We start from the raw sequence: 23738 nt of genomic DNA on the forward strand, positions 1-23738 counted from the left end.
CCATCGCCACTGCCTCCGCTGACCAGCGGCAGTGAATCAGCTTCGCGCCTCAGCCGCGAGGTTTTTCGAAGTGTCCAGGTGACCGTCAGATCAAGCCCATTCCGGTCGTATGGCGTCACTGTCGTAGCCGCGATCCGCGAGCAAGATGCCGGGATCGCTGTCCTGCTCCTCCATCAGCACGCCGCAGGCCGTTCGGCGTCAGCGTCAGGCTGATCGGCAGACCATGAGCATTGGTGCGGAGATGGATCTTGGTCGGTCAGGCCGCAAAGCGGACTGACGGCGCCGCGCGAGCGTCCAAGACCCTGGCGGTGGTGAGATGCCAAAGGCGACGAACCACTTTTGCGCCAGCCGCGCAGTGGTGTGCCCGGACGATGGTGCTGTCGATCATCTGGAAGGCGTCGGCATCGCCGCCACCATCCGCCAGTGCCTGCAGCAGCACATCCCAGAGGCCGGAGGTGGTCCAGCGCCGATACTGCCGGTGGACGGAGTTCCAGTTGCCCAGTTCAGGCGGCAGGTCGCGCCAGGGAACGCCCGTGCACGCCACCCAGAAGATGGCATCCAACACCCGGCGGTGACTGCCAGGCGGGCGGCCGCGGAAGGGGCGGTCTCGACCACGAAGGGCTCGAAGAAGGTCCATTCTTCGTCCGTCAGCAAACCTCGCAGCACCGGCGCCTCCCTTCAGGATGCAGCCTTGATCACCCCAGGTTCAGGATGTGAAGCACCTTTGTCCACGCCGCCTAGGCTTGCACCTAGGCCCTTCGGTTACACCACCTGTCCGGCCGAAATGGAGAGCGCTCCACAGGGCAGCAAGGCTTCCAGGTTCTACCGCGCCGTTGGGTGGTGGAGAGGACCTTTGGCTGGACGACCCGCTGGCGCCGTCTGGTCCGTGACTACGAACGCCGCTGCGACATCTCCGAAGCCATGATCCACATCGGCATGGGCGCACTCCTGATCAGCGCATCGTCCACCCATGACCATTCTCAAACGGCCTCTCAACGGCTGCTTTGAGCAAATTATTACATAATTTTTCTTATGCGTAAAATTGACATGCCGTTCTACTATCAACTGCCTCGTGTACCGCTTTATAAGTTGGACGACGCTGCCGCTTCAATCAGGTGAGCCGGAAGCAAATGGTTGCGACGAGTGCGATGGCAGACAGGAAGTTCCTGGCGAGACGGTCATAGCGGGTGGCGATGCGACGCAGTCTTTCATGCGTCCGAACATGCGCTCGATGAGGTTTCGGCCGCGGTAGGCGCGGCGGTTCAGCAGATGGAGTCTACGGCGGGCGCGGGTGGATGGAATGACCACCTCAGTGCCCTGCGCCTCCAGGGGCTTGCGGAGGTGATCGGCATCATAGGCTTTGTCGGCGAGTATGCGACGTGCCGGCGCGATGCTATCTAGCAGGTGGGCGGCGGCGCTGATATCGGCGATGTTGCCGGGCATCGGGACGAAGGCAAGCGGGCGGCCTTCAGCATTGGCCACAGCGTGGATCTTGCTAATCCGCCCGCCATGTGGTTGATCGGGATGCGCGTTTACGCCCCGGTCCGTCGTGTTGCCGCAGAGATAAACCAGGCCTTCTTGCCGTCCTGCACTTCCCATTTTCAGCCATGGGCCGAGAATGGTCAGGATGTCCTGGATTGCCCCTCTCGTTGCCGTGCTGGTTATACAGACCACGGCTACCATCCTCTCCCGTATCGCTGCCACCCTCGCGCCGCCCATGCTGGCCGCCCATGGATGGTCTGCGGACATGATCGGCTGGCTTGCCGCGCTCAATACAGCGGGCTCGGTGGCCTTTCTCATGGCTGGTACCCCATTGATCTACCGCCTCGGCTCCATCAGGAGCCTCCAGGCAGGTATGGCCGTCGGTGTCATCGGGGCGCTGATGCTCACCCTGCCGCTGGACCTCGCCGCTCTGGCCGGCAGCTTCCTGATGGGCCTCTGCTACGGGCCCTCCGTCTCGGGCGGGGGCGATATCCTGCAACGCCTCTCACCGCCCCAGCACCGCAACCTGATCTTTTCCATCAAGCAGGCGGGGGTGCCCCTTGGCGGCGTGCTCGCGGGCCTTGGCCTGCCCTTCGCGGCAGCCAGCCTGGGCTGGCAGGGTGCCATCTTCGCCGTCGCGCTGCTCCCTGTGCTGACCATCCTTGTGGTGCAGCCGATGCGCGAGCGGCTGGATGTCAACCGGGACCGCACCCATCGTCTGAGCGCGGCCACCTTCCTTTCGCTGAGCAACCTCACCCGCCCGCTCGCCGTACTGGGCAAGGCGCCGGGCCTCACCGCTGTCGGCCTCGCGGGCTGCTTCATGGCCCTCGGCCAGGGCGCGTGGTTCGCCTTTCTCGTGACCTATGCGGCCATCGAGCTGCATTTCCCCCTGCCCCTCGCCGGCGCCCTGTTCGCCGCCATGCAGACGGTCTCCATTGGTGGCCGCATGCTGCTCGGCTTCGTGTCAGACCGGATGGTGCCGGGCCTCACGGTGCTCCGCCTGTGCTGCCTCGCCTCGGCGACCACCACCGGGGTCCTGGCCCTCAGCGGCCCGCACTGGCCGGTCTGGAGCCTCTTCCTCCTTGCCGCTACGGCGGGGATCGCCGTCTCTAGTTGGAACGGGGTGCAGAACGCCGAGATGGCGCGGCGCGCCCCACCGGGCATGATCGCCGAGACTATGGCGGGCGGCACCATCCTGATCTTCGTGGGCTATATCGTCGGCCCACCGCTGTTTGGCGCGGTGGCCCTGATCTCGGGCGGCATGGGCACCGCCTTCCTGCTGAATGCCGCAGCCACGCTGCTGGCGCTGATCCCGCTGGCCTGGCTGGGCATCCGCAAGAGCGCATGAACCGCCGTGCCGGGGCGGTCGCCGCCGGCAGCCCGGCCGCCGCCCGCCGGGCCGCGCAGGCCATCGCTTCCGCGGCGGCTGGCCGGATGATCGGAAAGCCGTTCCGAGCACCAGTTCCCGCATTATGCGAAGACGATCCCGCCCTGGCCGGGATGCAGGCCCATGGTCAGACTCGCCGTCTGCTGCACGTGCTCGGCGCTCTCGGAAAAGCCCAGCACCACGTCAACGCGGCTGGCGCTGTTGGCCAGGGCCGCGAGCCAGTTCATCAGGCCTTCCGCGTCAGGCTCCCGGTGCAGGCTGTTGCGGTACAGTGCGGTGACGAAGCCGGGATCATCCGGCACGCCGAAGTCGCTATAGTCCAGCGCGGTGCGGCTACCCTCCCAGCGGGTGACGCCGACACCCTGCGCCATGATCGTCATACAGGCCATTCCCCTGCGCCTTCCCGTCTCCGGCGGCGAGCCTGCCATAGCCCCAGCCACAGTTCAGGCGCAGCGGCCCTTCCGGTGCGGGCCGGCGAAGGTGATCCGCACCGTATTCTCGCCACCACGGCCCCATGCCTTGGCCGATGACGGGCTGCCAAGGCAACACGGCGCGCGAAGCAGGGCGCCTGCCGCGTCCTGCATCGACAGGATACGTGCGGCCTGTCGATGATAGGCGATACTGGGGGTTTCCTGACGGGCGAGGCCGGGACAGGTTCCCTGCCTCGCCATGCGAGAGACTTTCCGGGCAAGGCCGGGCGCGAAGAGAGACGCGGCCGGCCTGCCTCGGGCTTTTGGCTTAGCGCGGCGGCAGCACCGGCAGCGGCTCCGCCTTGCCGACGATGAAGGCATAGGAGAAGGCGCCCAGCACCGCGAAGCCGGCCGCCATGGCGAAGGCCGGCGTATAGCTGCCCCCGAACATGTCGAGCAGGAAGCCGAACATGAAGGGGCTGATGATGCCGGCGATATTCGAGGCGAAGTTCTGGATCCCGCCGATGGATGCCACATGCCGCGAACTGGGCGCGACATCGGCCGGCAGCGACCAGATGCCCGTCGCGGCGATGGCGAGGCTGCTGTAGGAGATCGCCAGGAAGAACAGCGCCAGATAAATGGAGGAAGCATAGGCCGCGGGCAGAATGGCCGCGCCGCCGAGCATACCCCCCACCGTCACCACCTTGCGCACGCGGGTGACATTGGCACCGTTGCGCACAGCGCGGTCCGCCATGGCGCCAGCCACCCAGCCCAGGACAACGGCGGCCAGGCCAGGCAGCATGCCGAGCGTGCCAAGCTGCGCCAGGTTCAGGCCGCGTGCATTCTTCAGGTAATCGGGGAACCAGGTCAGGAAGAAGTAGATGACGAAGTTGAGGCAGAAGAAGCCCAGCATCATCCCCCAGACCGTCCGGTAGCGGAACAGGTCCTTCCAGCGGATCTTCGCGGCCTCGGTGTCGTCGGAATGGTCGCCGCGGCTGCCATTCTCGGTGATGTAGCGCCGTTCCTGCTCATTCGCGGCGGAGTGCTGCTCCGGGTCGCGATAGTACCAGTACCAGACGCCCGCCCAGACGATGCCGATGGCGCCCAGGATGACGAAGGAATAATGCCAGGTCGCGAAGGCGATGATGGCGGTGACGATCGGCAGGGACAGCACGGTGCCGACGCGCGAGCCGGAGTCGATCACCGCCGTGGCGAAGGAACGCTCGCTCTGCGGGAACCAGCGCGATGCCGCCTTGGTGGCGCTCGGATAGGCCGGTGCTTCACCGGCGCCGAGCATGAAGCGGAAGCCGAAGAAGCCCCAGAAGCTGCGCGCCAGCGGCGTCAGCGCGGTGAAGATCGACCACCAGATGGCGGCGATGGTGAAGGCGCGGCGGGAGCCGACCTTGTCGGTGAACCAGCCAGCGATGAGCATCATGCCGTCATAGGCCCAGAAGAAGGCGCCCAGGATCAGGCCCTTCTCGGTATTGCTCAGGTTCAGCTGAAGATCGGCGTCGATATAGGGCAGAGCGACGCTCATATTCGCCCGGTCGAGGTAGTTGATGACCAGGCCGAAGAAGCAGAGAGCAAGAATGATATAACGGATACGTGAGGCACCGGCCGGCGCCTTCTGAAAGGTGGCGGCTGGGGCCGCCGTTGCGCGGTTCATGCTGAGCGCTTCCCTGGGACGTTGATCTGAGTGGAAGGTGCAGTGCTATTGGTCGGCGGCCCGCCGCCCCGCGTCCTTCAATCCCTCGAGCGGAAATTGAGGAGGGTCGGCACCTTGTAGCGTGTCGCCGCCAGCTATTCCGGGATAGTCGAGGCTGTGCTCCTTGGACTGGTATAGTAGCATTGTAGGCGGAATTATTCCGACGGAAAGCCGGGCCTAGGCCATTCCGGCAGTGGGCTTGGCCACGATATGGCGAGGAGCCAGGATTGTTGGTGTCTCCGTAGCGGCATCGAGGACCGGAGCGGCCGCTGCCCGGCAGGCTGCAGGGCGGCAGCATCAGGCTGGTTACTCCTGCTGCTCAGGCGGGCGCTGATATTGATGCGCGGCTTCGAGGCGGCGTTTCAGCCGTGCATTCTGCCGCCGGAGATCGTCATTCTCCCGCTGCGCCTGACGGAGGCGCGATTCCGCGGCGCCCAGAGCATCATGCGGGGGCGGTTCTGTTTTCCGCAGGTGGGATGGGTCGCGCGCTGCCTCGCCCTTCGGTGTCAGCAGATCCTGCCAGGATAGACCAAGGCGCTTCAGGAGGCGGTGCGCCGCGAGCGCCGCCGAGGCCCGCTCCCCGGCATGTTCTGAGCCGAGCAGTCCCAGTACCCGTGCCAGCTTTGCCGTGTCGGACGACTGCATCCCACTCACCCAGTGCTGTCAGAAGGAGATGAAGCCTTCGAACCGGGGAGCGGTTGCCGTTTATGGATGAACCTCGCAGGCGGAATCGGGGAAGCACAGCCAGCCTTTCCCCCGGCTACGGCTTCTCCTGCTTCTTGGTGCCGGACGGCGCCTTGAACATGCTCGACATGGCTTCCTGCATCTGGGCCGGCGACCAGGGCGACAGGGGAAGCCAGTTCCTGAGCATCGCCTCCGGGCTCAGATTCGCGACGGCATCGGCCATCTGCTGGCCCAGCTTCGCCATGGCGGCATCCTGCATGGGCTTCACTTCGGGAAGGCCGAAGAAGTGCCGGGCTTCTTCCGGCGTGCAATCAATTTCCACGGTGAATTTCATGGCTCTGCTTCCTTCCCTTATGTCTCCAGGACGTAGCGCCCGGGTGCATCTTCCAGCGGCGGATGGGCCGCGCTGCCCATGGATGGCGGAGACGCCCTGGGGCCTGAGCGCTCGCTTAGCCAGGCGCTCCAGTCTGGCCACCAGCTGCCGTCATGCCGGATGGCGTGCTGCCGCCACTCCGCGGCCGTGGCAGGGACCGGCGCTTCCGGCGGCAGGGTCCAGTGGGCGCCCTTGCCGCCGGGCGGATTGATGATGCCGGCGATATGGCCGCTCGAGGCCAGCACGTAGCGGACTTCGCCGCCGAGAAGCTGGGTGACGCGCCAGGCCCCGTCCCAGGGAACGATGTGGTCCCGCTCGGCGCCGACGGCATAGATGTCCTGGCGGATGCGGCCCAGGTCGATGGCCTCCCCCTTCAATTCTATCTGGCCCGGCACGATCAGGTTGTTCTCGCGATAGGTGTTGCGCAGGTACCAGCTATGGGCCGCGCGGGTCATCCGCGTGCCGTCGCTGTTCCAGTACAGCAGGTCGAAGGCCGGCGGCTTCTCGCCCATCAGGTAGTTATTGACCACATTCGCCCAGATCAGGTCGTTGGAGCGCAGCAGGTTGAACATGTTCGACATCTCGCGGCTGTCCAGGTAGCCGCGTTCCAGCATCTGCTGCTCGATGAGTTCGATGGATTCATCGCCCATGAAGACGGCGGTGTCGCCCACGCGCGAGAAATCCTGCAGCGACACCATGAAGGTGGCCGCGCCGAAGCGATCGTCGCCCCGCGCGGCGAGCCAGGCGAGCGTCATCGCCAGCAGCGTGCCGCCGATGCAATAGCCCATCACATTCACCGTCGGGCTGCCGGTGATCTCGCGCACCGCATCGCTGGCCGCCAGGGGGCCGAGATCCATGTAATCCTCGATGGTGATGCCATCCATCGAGGCATCCGGGTTCTTCCAGGATACCATGAAGACCGTGAAGCCCTGCTCGGTCAGGTAGCGGACCATGCTGTTCTTCGGCTGCAGGTCGAGGATGTAGTACTTGTTGATCCAGGGCGGCAGGATGAGCAGCGGCACCTTATGGACCGCCTCGCCGGCGGGCGCGTACTGGATCAGCTCGATCAGCGCGTTGCGGTACACGACCTTGCCGGGAGAGAGGGCGAGGTTCCGGCCCGGTGCGAAGGCCGTCGTATCGACCAGGCTCAGCCGGCCGGCCTTCAGGTCGCCAAGCAGGTTGCGCGCCCCGTCCGCCAGGCTGGCGCCGCCGGTTTCCATGGCCCGGCGCAGCGCGGCGGGGTTGGAGAAGAGCAGCAGAGAGGGGCTCATCGCATCCACGAACTGCTGCAGATGGAAGGTGAGGCGCTGCCGCTCCGCCTCGTCCAGGTCATCGGCCTTGCCCTGCTGCAACAGCCAGTCGGAGGCGAGCAGATAGGCTTCCTTCAGGGCGCGGTAGACCGGGTTGTTGTGCCATTCCGGCGCGGCGAAGCGCTTGTCCACCGGCCCGCCGGGCGAGCCCGGCACCGAGGCCTCGGCGAAGCTGAGCCAGCGTTGCCCGGCCTGGTTCCAGGTCTCCATGGCCGAGCGCCAGAGATTCGCGTTCAGCCGGGCGGCGGAGGCCACGGCATCGGCCGGGCGGCTCAGGTTGCGGAGCCAGACGGTCCGCAGCGCCCGCACGACCTCCGCCCAATCCACAGGCACCACGTCGCGGAGGGGGTTCGCGTTCCACATCTGGTCGATCGAGCGCAGCACCGGGTCGCGGGCGAGGTGATCGCCAAGCTCCCCCGCGGCGGCGGCGAAGGAGCGGCCGATGGCATCCTCGGGCGGCATGGAGGGCCACGGGCCGGACCCCGCCCAGCTCTCGCTGGCTCCGGTCATCGCCTTGGCCCAGGAGGTCCAGAGGCCGAGCAGCGCTTCCGGCCCCGGTGCATCGGCCGCGCCGCCGGGCGGGCTGGCCGATGATGCGGCCTGGGGCTTCTCGTCGGTCTCCTTGCCGGATGGCATGGCGCATCTCCCCTCTGTTGCCCGGCGCCGGTGGGCGGGGCTGTCCTTCGTCACGCTCAGGAGCCGGGCGCCGCCGCCCCCCCTGTCAATGCGCCCAGGCCCGGAAGCTCAGCGGAATGCGGTCCCGGCCGGCGCCCCTTGCGAGGCCGCGGGGTCTCGCCGCCACCTCGCCCCGGCGCGGGCCATGGTCTTCCCGCATACGGATGCTGGCGCCGATACCGCTGCCATCCCTCTGCGAACGCCAAGGCTGGCATGCCTGTTGCAAGCGGCGGCGCCTATGACAGGATATGTCACCGGATTTTATCAGAGGCGGTCATGATACGTATTTCCCTTCCCGGCCGGCGTGGGCTGGCACGGCTGGCCGTGGCCGCCACCCTTGGCGCCGCCACGCTGTCGGCCACCCCGGCCTCTGCCCAGGGCCAGAACTCCGGCCAGGCCCTGCGGGTGGTGCTGATCAATGACCTGACGGCCATCGACCCGGTTCTGTCCCAGGCCGCCTTTGTGCGGAACCATGGCTTCTTCGTCTATGACCAGCTCTTCGCCTTCGACAGCGAGGGCAAGGCGAAGCCGCAGATGGTGGACAGCTACACCGCCTCGCCGGACGGCATGCGCTACAGCTTCACCCTGCGCGACGGGCTGGCCTTCCACGATGGCCAGCCGGTGCGCGCGGCGGATGCGGTGGCCTCCATCAAGCGCTGGGGGCAGCGGGACATCGTGGGCCGGGCGCTCACCGCCGCCACGGCCTCCATGGATGTGGTGGACGACAAGACCTTCACCATCACCCTCTCCCGCCCCTTCGCCCTGGTGGTGGAGGCGCTGGCCCGCCCCACCGGCAGCGCGCTGTTCGTGATGCCGGAGCGCGTCGCCAAGACGCCGGCCAATGTGGCCATCACCGACCCGACCGGCTCCGGCCCCTTCACGTTCAGCACCAGCGACTGGCGCGCGGGCGACCGCGCCATCTACCGCCGCAACCCCGCCTACCGGCCGAGGAACGAGCCGGCGGACGGGCTGGCCGGCGGCAAGGTGGTGCAGGTGGAGACGGTCGAGTGGCTGGCCATGCCGGACCCGGCCACGGCCGCCGCAGCGCTGCAGAACGGCGAGATCGACTTCATCGAGCAGCCGAGCCCCGATGTCGTATCGACGCTGGAGCGCAACCGGCAGGTGCGCACGATGGCCTACAACCCCGTCGGCTTCCAGGTCTGGCTGCGCCTGAACCACACCCAGCCGCCCTTCAACGACCCGCGCGCGCGGCAGGCGCTGCTCCACATCATCAACCAGCAGGATGTGCTGGACGGCATGGGCGTGCGCCCTTCCGAGCAGATCGCCAACTGCCCGGCCTTCTTTTTCTGCGGCACGCCGCTGGAAAGCCGCGCGGGTGCCACCGGCCTGGGCAAGCCGGACCTGGACCGCGCGCGCGCCCTGCTGAAGGAGGCGGGCTATAACGGCGGCAAGGTGGTCTTCCTGAACGCCACCGACAGCCCCCTGAACAATGCCTCCACCCTGGTGATGGCCGATGCCATGCAGCGGGCCGGCCTGAACATGGACGTGCCCTCCATGGACTGGGGCACGCTGACGCAGCGCCGCAACCGGCGCGAGGCGCCGGAGGCCGGTGGCTGGAACCTCTTCGTCACCGTGGCGAATGTGCTGGATGGGCAGAACCCGCTGACCAACCAGTATCTCGCCAGCACCGGCGATGCCGCGCCTGCCGGCTGGCCGAAGGACGAGGAGCTGGAAGCCCTGCGCCGCGCCTGGTGGGAGGAAAGCGACCCGGCGAAGCGCCAGACCATCCTGGACCAGGTCCAGGCCCGGGCCTTCCAGGTGCTGCCCTATATCCCCGCCGCGCAGTTCCGCACGCTGGCCGCCTATCGCAGCAATGTGGAAGGGCTGCGGCCGACCACCGTCCCGGTCTTCTGGGGCGTGACAAAGAAGCAGTAAGAGGGGCTTTCCGGGGCTCTGGCGGTGGTGGCGCCCCAGCCGCCGCCGCTAGCGGGGCGCCTCCCCTGGCGGCTGGCGCCTCGCCTCGAATGTCTGCTGCACCCGCCAGCCATCCGGGGGCCGCACCTCGTTCTTCCAGGCGAAGCTCCCGGCGGCGATGTCGCTGAACGACCATCTCATGGCGGGCACGGTGCCAGGCGTCGTTTCCAGAACCACCATCGCGCCCGCCTTCCGCGCGGTGAAGGTGCGGACGACGCCATGCATGGGGCCGATCCAGGTGGATTGCCATGCTTCCAGCGCGGGGTCGTAGAAGCGGATGCTGGTGCCATACTCGTAGAGCGGGCCGGCTGCGCGCTGCGCCCGGGGCGGCACGATCCAGACATCCTGGATGCCGCGCCCCTCGAGCACCCAGGAGAAGTGCCATTCCCCCGCCTCGGTCCGGATCACCGTGCCGGCCTCGTCATACCAGCGCACAACGAGGTCCCAGCTGCCGATGAAGGGCGCGAAGATCTGCGCCTGCTCCGGCAGCGACGAGGCATCCGACCGCAGGGCGCGGCAGAAGGCGTGTGCGTCTTCCGGGATCATGTCGCGTGGCTCCAGGGGCTGGCGGCTTCAGCCCGTGGCAGGGAGGGTGCGGCATTGCCGCATCCGGCGGCAACGGCTGCCTGCCGCCCGCCCCGGCCACTCCGCCGGTTTTGTTCAGGCGGCGACGATGCCCTTGCGCAGCAGGAAGCAGCCATAGGGACGGGCATCGCCCACCTGCACCACGGCGAAGCCGGCGCGGGCAGCGTCGTAGAAGGCGAAGCGTTCCAGCCCCCGCATCTCCAGGCCCGGCACGGCGCGGGCGAGTTCCGCCTGCACCTCGCGCTGCACCGGCGGCAACTCCTCCGGCGCGCCGATGACTTCCATGCGCCGCACCGGGGCGGGCTCGAAATCGTCGATCGGCAGCACGGTCAGGATCGCCGCCGCCACCTCCGCCATGCGCAACCCAGGCAGGGTGACCAGGCGGCCCGATGCGGTGGAGCGCGCGATGGCGGCGGCCGGGTGGTTGGCATCCACCAGCACCAGGTCGTCGCCATGGCCCATCGAGGCCAGGACCCAGAGCAGGTCGGGCGAGAGAATGGGATGGATGGATTTCAGCATGGCCGGCGCCCCCGCCGCCCCAGGTAGATCCGCGCCGCATTGCCGCCGAGGATGGCATCCCGCGCCGCCTCTGGCCGCGCGGCCAGCAGTTCCGCCGTGGCCTGCCACCATTGCGGGTAGCTGCCGGCCAGGCGCAGCACCGGCCAGTCGCTGCCCCAGAGCAGCCGGTCCGGCCCGAAAAGCTCCAGGGCAAGGGTGGCGAAGGGGCGCAGCCGCGCCACGTCCCAGTCCGGCCCCGCCTCGGTGGCCATGCCGGAGAGCTTGCAACTGACCTGCGGCATCGCGGCCAGCGCCGCCATGTCCCTGGCCCAGGCGTCCCGGCCCGCCCCCTCCGGCCCCGCCGCGATATCCGGCTTGGCGAGGTGGTCAATCACCACGGGCAGGCCAGGATAGGCCTGCGCGAAGCGGATCAGCCGGGGCAGGTGCCGTGGCCGCACCAGCGCGTCGAAGACCAGGCCCTGCGCCTGCATCTCCGCCACGGCGGGGGCGAGCGCGGGGCGGAGCAGCCAGTCGTCGTCGGTGATGTCATGCACCATCGGCCGCAGCCCGACCAGCAGGGGGTCCGCCGCCAGGGCGCGGATGCGGGCCGGCGCGTCGGCCGCCTCCAGGTCGCTCCAGCCGACGACGCCGAGGATGGTGCCGCAACCCGCCGCGAGGTCCAGCAGGTAATGCGTTTCCGCCTCCGTCGGTGCCGCCTGCACCGCGATGGTGCCGGCGATGCCGGCCTCGCGCAGCAGCGGGTCCAGGTCCGCAGGCCCGAAATCGCGGTGGATCGGCACCATCTCCGGCCGCAGCCAGCCGTAATCGCCCCGGGACAATGCCCAGTAATGCTGGTGCGCGTCGATGCGCGGCAGGCGGGCGGCGCTCATGCCGGTACGGGCGCTTCGGCGCGCAGCAGGCCGGCCTCGCGCATCTCGGCCCAGAAGGCGGCGGGCACCGGCCTTTCGAGGGCCGAGAGGTTGCGGCGCACCTCGTCCGGGCTGCCGGCACCCAGCACCACGGAAGCGACTGCCGGATGCGCCAGTGCGAAATGCAGCGCCGCGTCGGGGAGCCGCACCGCATGGGCGGCGCAGATGGCCTCCATCCGCTGCACGCGCTCCAGGATCTCGGGCGGTGCGTCGCGGTAGTTGTATTTGGCGCCGGGAATGGCGCCAGTGGCCAGCACGCCGGAATTGAACACGCCGCCCAGCATGATGCCGATGCCCTTCTCCAGCGCCAGCGGCAGGAATTCGTCCAGCGCCGCCTGCTCCAGCAGGGTGTAGCGGCCGGCCAGCAGCATGGTGTCGAAGTCGCCGGCGCGGGCGAAGCGCACGCACATCTCGCTTTCATTGACGCCGACGCCGATGGCCTTCACCACGCCCTCCGCGCGCAGGCGGTGCAGGGCGGGATAGGCCCCTTCCATCGCCTCGCGGAAGCGCTGCTCCATCATGTCGCCATGGGTCCAGACATCCACGTCATGGATCAGCAGCACGTCGATCCGGTCGGTGCCCAGGCGCAGCAGGGACTGCTCGACGCTGCGCAGCGTGCCGTCATAGGAATAATCCACCACCGCTTGGTGCGGCAGGCCGCCAACAAAGCCCGCCGCTGGGCCGCTGCCCTGGCGCGGCTCCATCCAGCGCCCGACCTTGGTGGAGAGCACCACCCCTTCCCGCCCGGCGATGCGCAGCGCGGTGCCGCAGCGATGCTCCGACAGCCCATGGCCATAGAAGGGGGAGGTATCCAGCAGCGTTACGCCGAGGGTGATGGCGGTGGCCACGGCATCGATCGCCGTGCGCTCATCCATCCGGGCGAAGAGGTCCCCTAGCGGCGCGGCGCCGAAGCCGATGCAGGAGACGGGGATGCCGGTGCGCCCCAGCGGGCGGCTCGGCAGCAGGGGCGCGGGCTCAGTCACCTTGCACCGCCCCGGCCAGGATCGGCGCCGCCAGCCATGCCCGGCCCGCCTGTTCAAAGGATAGCATCTTGCGAGCCGCCATCTTCCTCACACCGCCAGAACTGTCCGTTCCCGGAGCATAACTGTCGGCCGGAGCCGCTGGCCAGACGCAAAGCTCCTGTTGCGCCTGCCCGCGGCATCGACGGTGCGTGGGCACGACGGCGAAGGTGGCGCGCCGCCGCCGCATGGCGCGGGCTTCCGGAACGGGGCGATGCCCATAACGGTTGCTTATGGAGTGCTCTGGAAGTTTCAATTGCATGATGCCCCGCGATGCAGCCCACTACCGGGCGAATCATGGGAGGAACCATCATGGCCAAGACGCCAGCGGGCACGCGCCGCCGCTTTCTATCCGCCGCCGCCGCGGGGCTGGCGCTGCCGGCGCTGCCACGCGCCGCCTTCTCGCAGGGCAACTGGCCCGACCGGCCGATCCGCGTAATCGTGCCGTTTGGCGCCGGCACCAGCACCGACATCATGACCCGCCTGGTCACGCCGCGCATGTCGCAGGAACTGGGCCAGCCGCTGGTGATCGAGAACCGCGCGGGCGCGGGCGGCATCGTGGGCTCGGAGGCCGTCGCGAAATCTCCGCCGGATGGCTACAATCTTTGCATGGGCAGCATCGCCTCGCATTCCGTGAATGCCTCGCTGATGCCGCGCCTGCCCTATGACGTGCTGCGGGATTTCACCCCCGTCTCGCTGGTGACGAACGCGCCCAACCTGCTGGTGGTCGGGCCGCAGGTGCCGGCGCGGAACCTGCAGGAATTCCTGGCCTGGGCGCGGGAACAGGGAGGCAAGGCCTCCTATGCCTCGGCCGGCAACGGCACCTCCAGCCATCTGGCGGGGGAGCTGCTGAAGCAGAAGACCGGCATCCCGATGGAGCACGTGCCCTACCGCAGCGGCGCGCAGGCGCTGACGGACGTGATCTCCGGCCAGGTGGCGATGACAGTGTATCAGGTGACGGCGGTGCTGCCCTTCGTGCGGGAGGGCAAGCTGCGCGCGCTGGCCACCACCTCCGCCAAGCGGCTGGAGTGGACGCCGGATGTGCCGACGGTGGAGGAGCAGGGCGTGACGCCCTTCGATGTCGCGGCCTGGCACGGGCTCTTCGCGCCCGCCGGCCTGCCGGCGCCGCTGCTGGAGCGGATCTACGGCGCGCTGAAGGTGGCGTTGAACGACCCCGAGCTGCGCCCCAAGCTGAACGAGCAGGGGCTGGTGCCGGTGGGCATGCCGCCCACCGAATTCCGCCCCTGGCTGGAAGCCGATATCGCGAAATGGCGCGAGGTGGTGCGCGCCGGCAACATCAAGCCGGACTGAGCGGATGCGGACCATACGGATTGGCGCGGGTTCCGGCTTTTCTGGCGACCGGATCGAGCCGGCGGTGGAACTGGCCGAGCATGGCGGGCTGCAATACCTCGTGTTCGAATGCCTGGCGGAGCGCACCATCGCCCTGGCCCAGCTGGCGCGGCGGCGGGACCCGGAAGGCGGCTACGACCCGCTGCTGGCGGCGCGGATGCGCGCGGTGCTGCCGGCCTGCCGGCGCCAGGGCATCCGCATCGTCACCAACATGGGTGCGGCGAATCCGCTGGCGGCGGCGCGTCGCGTGGCGCAGGTGGCGCGGGACCTCGGCCTGGCCGGGCTGCGGGTCGCGGCCGTGACGGGGGATGACGTGACCGACCGCCTGCGCGGCACGGAGACGATGCTGGACGAGGGCGGCACCGTCGCCGCCCTGGGCAACCGGCTGGTCTCGGCCAATGCCTATATCGGCGCCGCGCCCATTGCCGAGGCGCTGGCGGCGGGGGCGGAGGTGGTGGTCACCGGCCGCGTCGCCGACCCGGCGCTGTTCCTCGGCCCGCTGATGCGCGAATTCGGCTGGGCGGAGGATGACTGGACCCGGCTGGGGCGCGGCACCCTGGTGGGGCACCTGCTGGAATGCGCCGGGCAGGTCACGGGCGGCTATTTCGCCGACCCTGGCTTCAAGGACGTGCCGGACCTCGCGCGGCTCGGCTTTCCGCTGGCCGAGGTGGACGAGGCGGGCGAGGCCATCATCACCAAGGTCCCGGGCTCCGGCGGCCGCGTGACGCCGGCGACCTGCACGGAGCAGTTGCTCTACGAGGTGCATGACCCCGCCCGCTACCTGCAGCCCGACGTGGCCGCCGATTTTTCCGGCGTGCGGATGGAGCCCTTGGGGGAGGATGCGGTGCGCGTCTCGGGCGCCGGTGGCGCGCCGCGCACGGGGATGCTGAAGGTCTCCGTTGGCTGCCATGAGGGCTGGTTCGGCGAGGGGCAGATCTCCTACGCCGGGCCAGGCGCCGTCGTGCGCGGGCGGCTGGCGCTGGAGGTGGTGCGGGAGCGCCTGCGGCTGATCGGGCATGAGGCGGAGGAGATGCGCTTCGAGCTGGTCGGGCTGGATTCCATCCTGGGCCCGGCCGAGGGTGCTGCGGAACCGCGCGAGGTGCGCCTGCGCGTCGCCGGCCGCTGCGCCTCGCCGGAGGAAGCGGAGCGGATCGGGCATGAGGTGGACAGCCTCTACCTCAATGGCCCGGCCAGCGGCGGCGGCGTGGCGAAGTCGGTGCGCGAGGTGATCGGCATCCGCTCCTGCCTCATCCCCGAGGCTGAGGCGCGCCCGCAGATCAACTGGGTGGAGGCCTGAATGCTGCTTCGCGACATTGCCCATTCCCGTGCCGGCGACAAGGGCGACATCTCCTGCATCTCCGTCATCGCCTATGACCCTGCCGACTACCCGCGCCTGGAACGCGAGATGACAGCCGAACGGGTGCGGGCGCATTTCGCCGGCATCGCGAAAGGCGAGGTGCGGCGTTACGAGCTGCCGGCTCTCGGCGCGCTGAACTTCGTGCTGGAAGGGGCACTGGGCGGCGGCGTCACGCGCTCCCTCGCCCTTGATGCGCATGGCAAGTGCCTCGCGTCCAAGATGCTGGAAATCGACCTGCGCTAGTGAGTGGCGCGGGGGAAGTGGGAGGAGTGGCAGGCGCCTGGCAGGTGCCGCCACCCGGCGCCTTGGCGCTCCTGGCGCTTCCTCCGTTATCTGCGCCTGCTTAAGCCTTCCATCAGGCAGGAGGAGGGTGGTGGTGCCTCATGACAGGCGCGCCACGCTCTGAAATGAGGGTCGCGGCAAATTCAGGCACAAATCTCGCTTTTTGGAACTGTCCTTGATCGATAAATAGATGTAACGTTATGTGAACGAGTTGCGCAGCAGTGCCAGTCTAGCGACCATTCGGGGACAGGAACGTGAGTACGGCTTATCTGGCTATGCTGAAGAGAGCGCAGAGCGACCTTGAGCTCCTGGAAACAGTGATCGCTTCGATGGAAGAAAGCGTGCCTTTCTCCACGGTGAACGACCTTATCCGTGAGGCCCGGAATTTGATCGCGACACTGCAGAAAGAGGCCGGCACGTAAGCCGCTGCGGCACACATATCGGATAGAAGAGGCACCTGGCACCGCGCCCGGTAGCACCGGCTGGAAGGCCGTTGCGATTGCCCCTTCATGCTGTCCGCCTGCAATCAGGGCCGGCTGCCTGGCCACGCTTGCCCGCAATGCGTGTATTCGGTCAGCCACCAAGGATGTTGCGTTGGGCAGCACTGCAGATGGCATGATCTCCTCCGCCTCCCCTGCCCTGCACAGCCTGCGCACTGGTGATCCACGGTTCTGTCCCCACGATCTGGGGACAATTCTCTGCTGATGATGGCGGAGGGAAGGTCTTGGCTGGCGCCATGCCCTGCACCAGAACAATCCCCAGCTTTCGGGGACAGAGTTGTGGATCACCGAGTGGACAGGCTGTGCGGGCGCTCCGAATAATGGCCTGCTAGCCGGCTGGCGCCTTAGCCGCGCCCACCCCGAGGAACCTCCAACGGGGTGATCTCGACCATGGCGGTGCCTTGCTCGCGAATGCCCAGACGCGTAGCGACCTGCGGGCTGACATCCAGCACCCGGCTGCGCAGCCTAGGGCCACGATCCTGGATCACCACCACTGCGGTGCGGCCATTCTCCAGGTTTTTTACGCGGGCGCGCGTACCCAAGGGCAGGGTCCGGCTGGCTGCGGCATTGGAGTGGCGGTTGAAGCGCTGCCCATTCGCCATCCGGCGCCCATGGAAGCGGGTGCTGTAGAAGGAAGCGCGGCCGCGCTGGGGCCGGAGATGCTGACTGTGGCCTTGGCTCTGCTGCGCCCGGACGACTGGACTATGCCGGGCTTCCTTGGTGATCGCCGGAGTGGCGAGGACGCTCATGCCCAGCATCAGGCACAGTGTCGCGATCATTGCTCGGCGCATTCGGCTGCCTCCTGTGCCAGTGAGTTATGAAAGCGGTCTGCGGACAAAGGCCTCGACTGGGCAGCAGGCCGCCGTGGAAGCCGGCTGTTCGTAAGTCAGCGCAGGCCGGCAGGGTGCAGCCTGGAAAGGCCACGCCAAGGTAACTGCGCTCCGCCTCGGTCGTTGCAGCCTCCCGGGACCTGAGTTCACCGGTGGCGCCGTAAGCGAATACCTGGGCAAGCCGACCTCACACCAATGCCGATGGCACCGTCCTGCCCTCATGACCAGGCGCAACTGAGGCGCCGGCGCGGCGGGTACAGCCCCGAGCTCCGCCTTGCAGGCCATTTCATTCCTTGGCCGCAACTTATAACGACGGCGCAGGTTAAAAAGTAACGCAACATGTCAATCTGAGGACTTGTCATGATCAGCAGCAAGGCCATGGCTGCGCTGGGCTGGGCTCTGTTTGTTGCGCTGACTCTGGGCATCGCGACTGGTCAATTCTGAGCGTAGCCCTGCCGCAGACTTCTCCTACGCCGCCTCATGTTCATTGCGATATAGATATGGAATTCGGACGATGCATCGCGCTGGGCAGGCGTATGAGGCAACCGGACTGTCACATATCGTTTCTCACGATAATCGGGGATTATCGTGCTGACGGTAGCGCGCCGCTGAGATGGATAGATGATCGACTTTGTGAGGCGGTGCTTCTGGGTCAGAAAAGGCAGCTAGGTTCCTCGGTAGAAGAGGAACCAAGCCACGACCACCGCGCCGATAGAGATCATGGTCAGGATCGCGATGCCGCCGAATACCAGAGCATCCAACGAGCGGGCCAGCAGCCCGCGATAGCCGTCATCGTCGGGCATCTGCATGCCCTTCCACGAGGTTCGCCTGCACAAGGCGCTTTTATGGCTTCAATGCCCAGCCAGTACGGGACATGCAGCTCAAACCAACGCCAAGGTGATCACCGCAGCCCCAATGGACATCAGGCCCAAGGCGTAGGAGCAGGTGGCCACAACCCGCTCCGCTGTTCGCTGCTCCGGCCTGATCGGCGCCTTGCCCATCGTCATCATCGTGCCTCCTTGCAACAGGCTGGGCATGGGCTATGCCACTCCAGCCGGATCCATGGGCTTGGACGCGCGCAAGGATTGCTGGGTTGCAGCAAAACTGTGTTGCTAGGCACGCCGGGTCAGGAGCCGACCGACCGCTGCATGCGGCAACTGATGGTCGGCAGCTCTGTGAGCACGTGAGCAGCTCGTTATCGTGGGAGGCGGGCCGCCGGGCATGGCTGAGTTTAACCGGGAGGGGCGTTCTGCTTTGGAGACAGGAGCATCCTTAAGGGTTTAAGAGAGCGTTGAAGTCTGTTAGTCCCGAGCGGAATGAGGGCTGTCGGAAGTGATGCGTCGTTCCAACGGCACATGGATGTCACAGACCAGTCCGGTTGTGCTCCAGCTCAGGGACAATGTTCCGCCAAGCTGTTTCCGGACAAGCCCCTCCAGCATGCGCGATCCGAAGCCACGTCTGGCCGGAGGGAAAGGCACAGACGGGCCAGCACTTTCGGACCATTGGAGCCGCAGCATCCTGGGTGACCGACCCAGGGTCTGCCAGCAAACCGTGAGGCGTCCTGAGGACACTGATAAGGCGCCATGTTTCACTGCATTGGTGGCGAGTTCGTGCACCGCCATGCTCATGGGCTGCGCCATCTCCGCGGCAAGAGCGACCTTGGGCCCGCTGAGTTCGGCCTGCGGGCTGCCACGGTCATGCGGCGTCAGAAAGGCCGCCAATTCGCCTTGCACCAGTGATCGGAGATCCGCGCCTGTCCAGCGGTCCTCCGCGAGCAGTGTCTGCGCCCGGGCCAATGCGCCCAGGCGCCCCTGGATGGTGTTGATGTAGCTCGGCAGATCCGGCGCCTTGGTCAACCGCAACGCTGCCTGCACCACGGCGAGCGCATTCTTGGCCCGGTGGTCCACTTCGCGTGCCAGGAGCGCTTGCCGGCCCTCGGCCTGCCTGCGTTCGGTTATATCCGCGACAACAGCTAGAAAGCGATGGCGCCCAGGCTCGACAGGGTACTGGCCATTGACCTCGATCCAGCGCTCCGCACCGTCTGAGGCACGTTGAATGCGGCAGGTGATCTTTGTCGGGCTTCCCTGGCGCATTGCGCGCAGGTGTTGCGCACGCACAACCGGAACATCGTCGGGATGAACCAGCCTCGTCAGCGTGTTGCGCGACGCCCGCCCGCCCTCTGGCATCGGAAGGCCATGGATCTCGAAGAGGCGTGCTGTGCCGATACCCTCTCCATCATCGAGGCCGACATCCCAGACGCCGAGTTCAACCGCCTCCGTGGCAAGGCGGAGCCGTGCCTCGCTCTTGGCCAGTTCCTGCTCGGCCAGCTTACGCTCGGTGATGTCGATCACTGATCCCACGAAGCCGAGGAACTCTCCCTCTTCACTCAAGCGTGGGACAGCGGCATCGATCGCCCAGCGCCAGCTGCTGTCGGCGTCCCGCAGTCGGTAATCAAGGTGGAAGGGCGTCTGGTGAGCGTGAGCCTCGGCGAAGATCCGGTCTGCCTCCTCCCGGTCCTCCGGATGGGTGGCATGCAGCCAACCTCGGCCAAGAGCCTCCGCTTCTGACTGCCCCGTCAATTCGCGCCATGAGCGGCTGATATAGGTGCAGGCGCCCGTCATGTCGGTGGTCCAGACCACAACCGGGACGCTATCGGCCATGTTGCGGAAGCGCTTCTCGCTCTCTGCCAGAGCCTGTTCGGCGAGCTTGCGGTCATGGATGTCCGTGCCACTGCCGAACCAGCTTGTGACCCGCCCCTCAGCATCCTTGACCGGTTCCGCACGCACGATATGCCAGCGGTAGACACGGTCCCAGCGGCGGTAGCGGGCCTCCACCTCATAGGTTCTGCTCTGCGCCCGTGCGGCAGCCCAGGCCGCAATGGTATGCGCCACGTCATCGGGATGAAGCACTGTCACCCAGCCACTGGGGGGTGCCTCGTTGGGCGGTTGTCCGGTGAACGCGTACCAACGGTCATTCAGGTATTGCACATGACCGTCCGATGTCGCGAACCAGACGAAGTTCGGCGCAAGATTGACGAGCGTGCGGAAGCGAGCTTCGCTCTCTCGCAGTGCAGCTTCTGTGCGAACCTGTTCGGTGACCTCAAGGGCCGTGGTCAGGATGCCGACAATCACGCCCCTGTCACGAAGCGGGCTGAAGCTCAGGTCAAACCAGGCCTCATCAGGCATTTTGTCACGGAAAATGGCGAGTTTCTGCTTCTTGAAGGCATATGATGCGCCCTGGAGCACTGCCTCATAGATTGGAGCCTGGAAGCCCCAGGCTTTGAGCCAGCCTTCCCTTGCCGGTTGGCTGAAGGCAGCTGGATGCTGATCCGGGATCATATGGGCAAAGGCGTCATTATAGACCTGGGTCAGATCCGGCCCCCAGAGGATGCACATCGCCACCGGCGAGGCGAGAACCAGGTCCGTGGTGATCGTCAGGCTCAGCGGCCAGCTCTCACGCGGCCCGAGCGGGGTCTTTGACCAGTCTTGCTCCCGCACCACGACGCCCATCTCTCTACTGTCAGCCCCAGGGCCGAATGCTACCGCCACCTGTTCTAGACCCTCAACTACATCGGGTATCTCGCGCCCTCGGCGCCCCCCCAGAACCGACGTGTATCTGCCTTACGCCAGTTGCCCGAAGCCTCTACGTGATCCACTTTCGAAACATTGCAAGGATGAGCTGCTGGTGCACGGCGTGGCGGCGATCCCTGACCTGCATGTGGTCCTTCGTACCACCTGCAGCGAGGAAGCTTGGAGCCCCGGCGGCGGTTGCCGTCAACATTGGGGGAACACCGCCTCATCATCCACCCAAGCGCACAACGAGGGGTTCCATCACGGGTTGTTCCCGGTAGGTATGGATAGAATCGCGAAATGACCTGCGGCCCAACCTGGTCTGGTCTCTTGGAAGGCCTATGTCATGAATCGTCTGCTGCTGGTTGAAGATGAAAGCCTGGTGCGCATGGTTGCCAGGGAAGTGTTTGAAGAGGGTGGCTTCACGGTCGTGGAAGCAGAGAACGGTGATGAGGCTATCCGGTTGCTGGATGACCTGGACCACGTCGATATCGTTGTCACCGATGTCCGCATGCCCGGCCGCCACGACGGTGTGGATGTCGCCCGCCATGCCCGATCCCGATTTCCGCAGGTCCCGGTGATTGTCGCGACTGGGTTCGCAGCGAACATCCGGGACCGGCTGCAGCGGTTCGCCCCCAGTGCCATCCTGGTGGAGAAGCCCTACAGGCTCGACCGTTTGGCCGCGCTCGCGAGGTCCCTATCTGGCAGTCACCAGAGCAATTGATGGCTTTGCTGTCAGCTCGGCGCCAAGGAAAGAAGGTTATCATGCAGACTTGAGCTTTGTTGCTCGCCCGCTGCAAAGCCGCCGTGGCGCCTTCTCCGCGTCCTGCGCTACGTTCTGGCATGGCCGAGCAACTCCCTGCCTTGATCCCGTCTCATGAGCCTCACCAGCTCGCCGTCGATGGCACTTGGAGGCTCTGGTCCTACTGTGGTGCCGTAGTGCGGTCCTGGGGCAGGACCACCTTGTCATGCCAGGCCATCCGCTGGATGGCACCTACCTGAGCCACCCGGCGTCATGGTTCCCGATCATCGATCGCTGGTTGGATTCTGGCGACCTGCCGCTGTCCGTGTGACCACCGCTGCACCTGGCATCGCGTTCGACCACCGCACCTCTATTTTGCCGCTAGTATTTGGTGCTCAGCCTCCAGCAGGATGCCGCTGAGCTGCCGTTTCTTCTTCGTCGCCTGGGCACGGAGTTACGCGCCAGACTGAGCCGGATGCCGGTGGCCGCCTCGCCGGCCCTCCACCTTATACCAAGTCTCTCTGATCAGAACCTATAGAACGCTGAGGCAGCTCCGTGCCGCTGCAGAAGGCGCTATAGCTATAGGTTCTGCTCACTGGGACTTGGTCTTACCCGTCCGGGCCATCATCGCCCAAATCAGCGTCTGGCTGAAGCCACGCAACTGCACGGCTTGGCCGTCGCAGCCGCGAGAGGCCTGCCGGTTGCCAGGCTTTCTGGGTCTGCTCAGGTCGGCCAAACCTCGACCTGCTGTCCAGCCTAGAATGCAGCAGTCCCCGGCCGAAGCTGGCTCTCCTGGAAGGCACGTTCCACACCGTCCTGGCCCCGCACCCGGTAGGAGCGAAAGCCGCTCTCCAGCGGCATCACCCGGGTGACGGTGAACTCGTTGCCGCGGATGTGGCCATCCCCCGCCCCACGGTCGAAAGCCACAACCTGGCCGATCTTGAATGCCGCATCGCTCATGTTGGCTCATCCTATCAACGGCACGCTTGAAGCGGTGCCTGGGGCCTCGAGCCACCTGCTAGCGCAGAACACCACCCGAAGATGATTGACTGAGAACCGTAAGGTAGCACGGGTGGAAGCTTGAGCTGGCATGCTAAGCAGGCAAGCGCTCCAACTGCCGGTCTCGCCCCAGCGGCATCTGCCGGTATGGTGCAGGCGCTGGCCTATGCCTGACGCTTCGATGAGCGCGGGCAGCCCTGGCATGGCGCCGCGGAGAGCATGGCGAACCTGGCCCCCGAGTTTCAGGTGGCGCAGTGAGAGGCCGGCTGCATGCTGCTGCAGAAGCAGCCAGCCAGCCAGCCAAAGCATAGGCAGGCCGCTGCGCAGGTGGTTGAGGCAAGTACCCCGCTTCATTAAGCACGTGTGGTGCGCGCATCAGGGTGGAGGCAGGGGAAACACCCGCCACCGGAAGCGTTAGCTTCTTGCCGGTTGGCCAGCCCCTCGTTGACCAGCTTGGCCGATGCCAAAGCGTTGCTAGAGGAACGATCAGTGACCGAGAACAAGCAGAGGGCCGAGAGCGGCGGCCCAGGCGAGACGGCCGACCTTGAGGCGGAGGTTGCTTACCTCGCCAAGAGACATCGGGTTTCCTCTGCCGTCATCCGGGAAATCATCCGCAACGCCGGCTCCAGCGAGCGCAGTGTTGTGGAACGGGATCTCCAGAAGGGAAAATCTCGGCGGTAGCAGGCTGACCTGCGAAGCCCATGTGCCACACAAGCCGTGCGGCTTATGGTGCAAAGCTTACCGCCGCCGGGCCTGCCGTGCGGCGTAGCGGGCATCCCGCGCCGCCTTCTGCAGCGCCGGCAGTTCGGCGGCACGTTTAGCAGCAGCTTCTGCCTCGGCGGCCTGCTGGCTCAGCAGGGCCTCCTGCTTCTCGGCTGCGGCGGCCTTTTCGGCGGCGAGGCGCGCCGCCTCTTCGTCGCGCAATATCTTGCGGGCCGCATTGCGGGCATCCCGGGCATCGCTGATGGCCTTGCGTTCAGCCTGCTGCTGCAGCAGCACCGAATCATCCGGCCCCAGGCGGGCGCGGAAGCGCTCTAGCATAGCCTCCTTGGCCTTGGCTGCTGCTGTCAGACGGTCGTTGAAGCTGTCGCTTTTAGGGGGGCTCATAGGGGCCTTT

24 protein-coding genes and 1 pseudogene are annotated in these 23738 nt (G+C 66.8%); 8 read left to right on the top strand and 17 right to left on the bottom strand.

The genetic code is table 11. The features are described 5' to 3' along the window. Positions 1–256 precede the first annotated feature (256 nt). Entirely contained in the window at positions 257–637 is a 381-nt protein-coding gene (locus tag EBE87_RS24210) for a transposase (protein ID WP_120638702.1), read from the bottom strand. A 155-nt stretch (positions 638–792) separates the two neighbouring features. Here EBE87_RS24210 and EBE87_RS24215 point away from each other — a divergent pair. Continuing rightward, positions 793–974, top strand: a pseudogene (locus tag EBE87_RS24215) (transposase); the annotation flags it as partial. A 133-nt stretch (positions 975–1107) separates the two neighbouring features. Here EBE87_RS24215 and EBE87_RS24220 read toward each other — a convergent pair. Next, the gene (locus tag EBE87_RS24220; RefSeq protein WP_233560177.1) at positions 1108–1683 is read right to left on the bottom strand and encodes a transposase; all 576 of its coding nucleotides are present in this window, start codon (positions 1681–1683) and stop codon (positions 1108–1110) included. 34 nt (positions 1684–1717) lie between these two features. Between EBE87_RS24220 and EBE87_RS24225 the strand changes: the two genes are divergently transcribed. Further along, positions 1718–2830, top strand: coding sequence for an MFS transporter (locus EBE87_RS24225; protein WP_233553251.1), 1113 nt, complete (start codon positions 1718–1720; stop codon positions 2828–2830). 122 nt (positions 2831–2952) lie between these two features. Here the strand turns inward: EBE87_RS24225 and EBE87_RS24230 are convergent, their stop codons facing one another. The 5 genes from EBE87_RS24230 to EBE87_RS24250 form a co-directional block, all read right to left on the bottom strand. Beyond that, positions 2953–3249: a DUF4214 domain-containing protein gene (locus EBE87_RS24230; RefSeq protein ID WP_158600896.1), complete on the bottom strand. Its 297-nt coding sequence runs from the start codon at positions 3247–3249 to the stop codon at positions 2953–2955. Positions 3250–3607: 358 nt separating this feature from the next. Next, positions 3608–4945, bottom strand: a complete 1338-nt coding sequence (locus tag EBE87_RS24235; protein WP_120638705.1) for an MFS transporter — start codon at positions 4943–4945, stop codon at positions 3608–3610. A gap of 345 nt (positions 4946–5290) precedes the next feature. Further along, the gene (locus EBE87_RS28785; protein ID WP_147426078.1) at positions 5291–5629 is read right to left on the bottom strand and encodes a hypothetical protein; all 339 of its coding nucleotides are present in this window, start codon (positions 5627–5629) and stop codon (positions 5291–5293) included. Between the two features lie 115 nt (positions 5630–5744). Next, positions 5745–6002 (bottom strand): DUF6489 family protein, encoded by a 258-nt coding sequence (locus EBE87_RS24245; RefSeq protein WP_120638707.1) that lies wholly within the window; start codon positions 6000–6002, stop codon positions 5745–5747. 17 nt (positions 6003–6019) lie between these two features. Continuing rightward, positions 6020–7987, bottom strand: coding sequence for a PHA/PHB synthase family protein (locus tag EBE87_RS24250; protein ID WP_120638708.1), 1968 nt, complete (start codon positions 7985–7987; stop codon positions 6020–6022). Positions 7988–8302: 315 nt separating this feature from the next. On the opposite strand from EBE87_RS24250, the gene EBE87_RS24255 reads away from it, so the two are divergent. Further along, positions 8303–9922 (top strand): ABC transporter substrate-binding protein, encoded by a 1620-nt coding sequence (locus tag EBE87_RS24255; protein WP_120638709.1) that lies wholly within the window; start codon positions 8303–8305, stop codon positions 9920–9922. A 48-nt stretch (positions 9923–9970) separates the two neighbouring features. On the opposite strand, the gene EBE87_RS24260 is transcribed toward EBE87_RS24255, so the two are convergent. From EBE87_RS24260 to EBE87_RS24275, 4 genes are all read right to left on the bottom strand, one after another. Continuing rightward, positions 9971–10507, bottom strand: a complete 537-nt coding sequence (locus tag EBE87_RS24260; RefSeq protein ID WP_120638710.1) for a hypothetical protein — start codon at positions 10505–10507, stop codon at positions 9971–9973. Positions 10508–10621: 114 nt separating this feature from the next. After that, positions 10622–11065 (bottom strand): RbsD/FucU family protein, encoded by a 444-nt coding sequence (locus tag EBE87_RS24265; RefSeq protein WP_120638711.1) that lies wholly within the window; start codon positions 11063–11065, stop codon positions 10622–10624. Further along, positions 11059–11934, bottom strand: coding sequence for an amidohydrolase family protein (locus tag EBE87_RS24270; RefSeq protein WP_199707429.1), 876 nt, complete (start codon positions 11932–11934; stop codon positions 11059–11061). Before EBE87_RS24270 ends, EBE87_RS24265 begins: the two co-directional genes overlap by 7 nt. Then, the gene (locus tag EBE87_RS24275; protein ID WP_233553249.1) at positions 11931–12956 is read right to left on the bottom strand and encodes an aldo/keto reductase; all 1026 of its coding nucleotides are present in this window, start codon (positions 12954–12956) and stop codon (positions 11931–11933) included. The genes EBE87_RS24270 and EBE87_RS24275 overlap by 4 nt, the downstream gene beginning before the upstream one ends. Positions 12957–13304: 348 nt before the next feature. On the opposite strand from EBE87_RS24275, the gene EBE87_RS24280 reads away from it, so the two are divergent. Genes EBE87_RS24280 through EBE87_RS24290 form a run of 3 tightly spaced genes read left to right on the top strand, consistent with a single transcriptional unit; the run spans position 13305 to position 15942 of the window. Then, complete coding sequence (locus EBE87_RS24280) at positions 13305–14303, top strand: Bug family tripartite tricarboxylate transporter substrate binding protein (RefSeq protein WP_120638712.1); 999 nt, start codon at positions 13305–13307, stop codon at positions 14301–14303. A gap of 4 nt (positions 14304–14307) precedes the next feature. Then, positions 14308–15639: an acyclic terpene utilization AtuA family protein gene (locus EBE87_RS24285; protein ID WP_120638713.1), complete on the top strand. Its 1332-nt coding sequence runs from the start codon at positions 14308–14310 to the stop codon at positions 15637–15639. Then, positions 15640–15942 (top strand): AtuA-related protein, encoded by a 303-nt coding sequence (locus EBE87_RS24290; protein ID WP_120638714.1) that lies wholly within the window; start codon positions 15640–15642, stop codon positions 15940–15942. A gap of 883 nt (positions 15943–16825) precedes the next feature. Here the strand turns inward: EBE87_RS24290 and EBE87_RS24295 are convergent. The 4 genes from EBE87_RS24295 to EBE87_RS24300 all read right to left on the bottom strand — a co-directional run bounded on the left by EBE87_RS24295 (position 16826) and on the right by EBE87_RS24300 (position 20820). Further along, positions 16826–17272: a septal ring lytic transglycosylase RlpA family protein gene (locus tag EBE87_RS24295; RefSeq protein WP_233553250.1), complete on the bottom strand. Its 447-nt coding sequence runs from the start codon at positions 17270–17272 to the stop codon at positions 16826–16828. Between the two features lie 704 nt (positions 17273–17976). Continuing rightward, positions 17977–18114 carry a hypothetical protein gene (locus EBE87_RS29170; protein ID WP_158600897.1) on the bottom strand — a complete coding sequence of 46 codons (138 nt, stop codon included), beginning with the start codon at positions 18112–18114 and terminating at the stop codon, positions 17977–17979. A gap of 78 nt (positions 18115–18192) precedes the next feature. Continuing rightward, on the bottom strand, positions 18193–18348 hold the full coding sequence (locus EBE87_RS29175; RefSeq protein ID WP_158600898.1) for a hypothetical protein: 156 nt from the start codon (positions 18346–18348) through the stop codon (positions 18193–18195). A 264-nt stretch (positions 18349–18612) separates the two neighbouring features. Beyond that, a complete protein-coding gene (locus EBE87_RS24300; RefSeq protein ID WP_120638715.1) occupies positions 18613–20820 on the bottom strand; it encodes a PAS domain S-box protein in 2208 nt (735 codons plus the stop codon). A gap of 406 nt (positions 20821–21226) precedes the next feature. On the opposite strand from EBE87_RS24300, the gene EBE87_RS24305 reads away from it, so the two are divergent. Next, entirely contained in the window at positions 21227–21604 is a 378-nt protein-coding gene (locus EBE87_RS24305) for a response regulator (protein ID WP_120638716.1), read from the top strand. Between the two features lie 774 nt (positions 21605–22378). On the opposite strand, the gene EBE87_RS24310 is transcribed toward EBE87_RS24305, so the two are convergent. Continuing rightward, complete coding sequence (locus EBE87_RS24310) at positions 22379–22582, bottom strand: hypothetical protein (RefSeq protein ID WP_120638717.1); 204 nt, start codon at positions 22580–22582, stop codon at positions 22379–22381. A gap of 528 nt (positions 22583–23110) precedes the next feature. On the opposite strand from EBE87_RS24310, the gene EBE87_RS24315 reads away from it, so the two are divergent. Then, on the top strand, positions 23111–23302 hold the full coding sequence (locus tag EBE87_RS24315) for a hypothetical protein (protein WP_120638718.1): 192 nt from the start codon (positions 23111–23113) through the stop codon (positions 23300–23302). 57 nt (positions 23303–23359) lie between these two features. On the opposite strand, the gene EBE87_RS24320 is transcribed toward EBE87_RS24315, so the two are convergent. Continuing rightward, the coding region (locus EBE87_RS24320; protein ID WP_302466805.1) for a DUF6481 family protein at positions 23360–23738 on the bottom strand (379 nt) is incomplete at its 5' end.

Origin of the sequence: Teichococcus wenyumeiae (assembly GCF_003696345.1) — a bacterium.
Taxonomy (GTDB): domain Bacteria; phylum Pseudomonadota; class Alphaproteobacteria; order Acetobacterales; family Acetobacteraceae; genus Pseudoroseomonas; species Pseudoroseomonas wenyumeiae.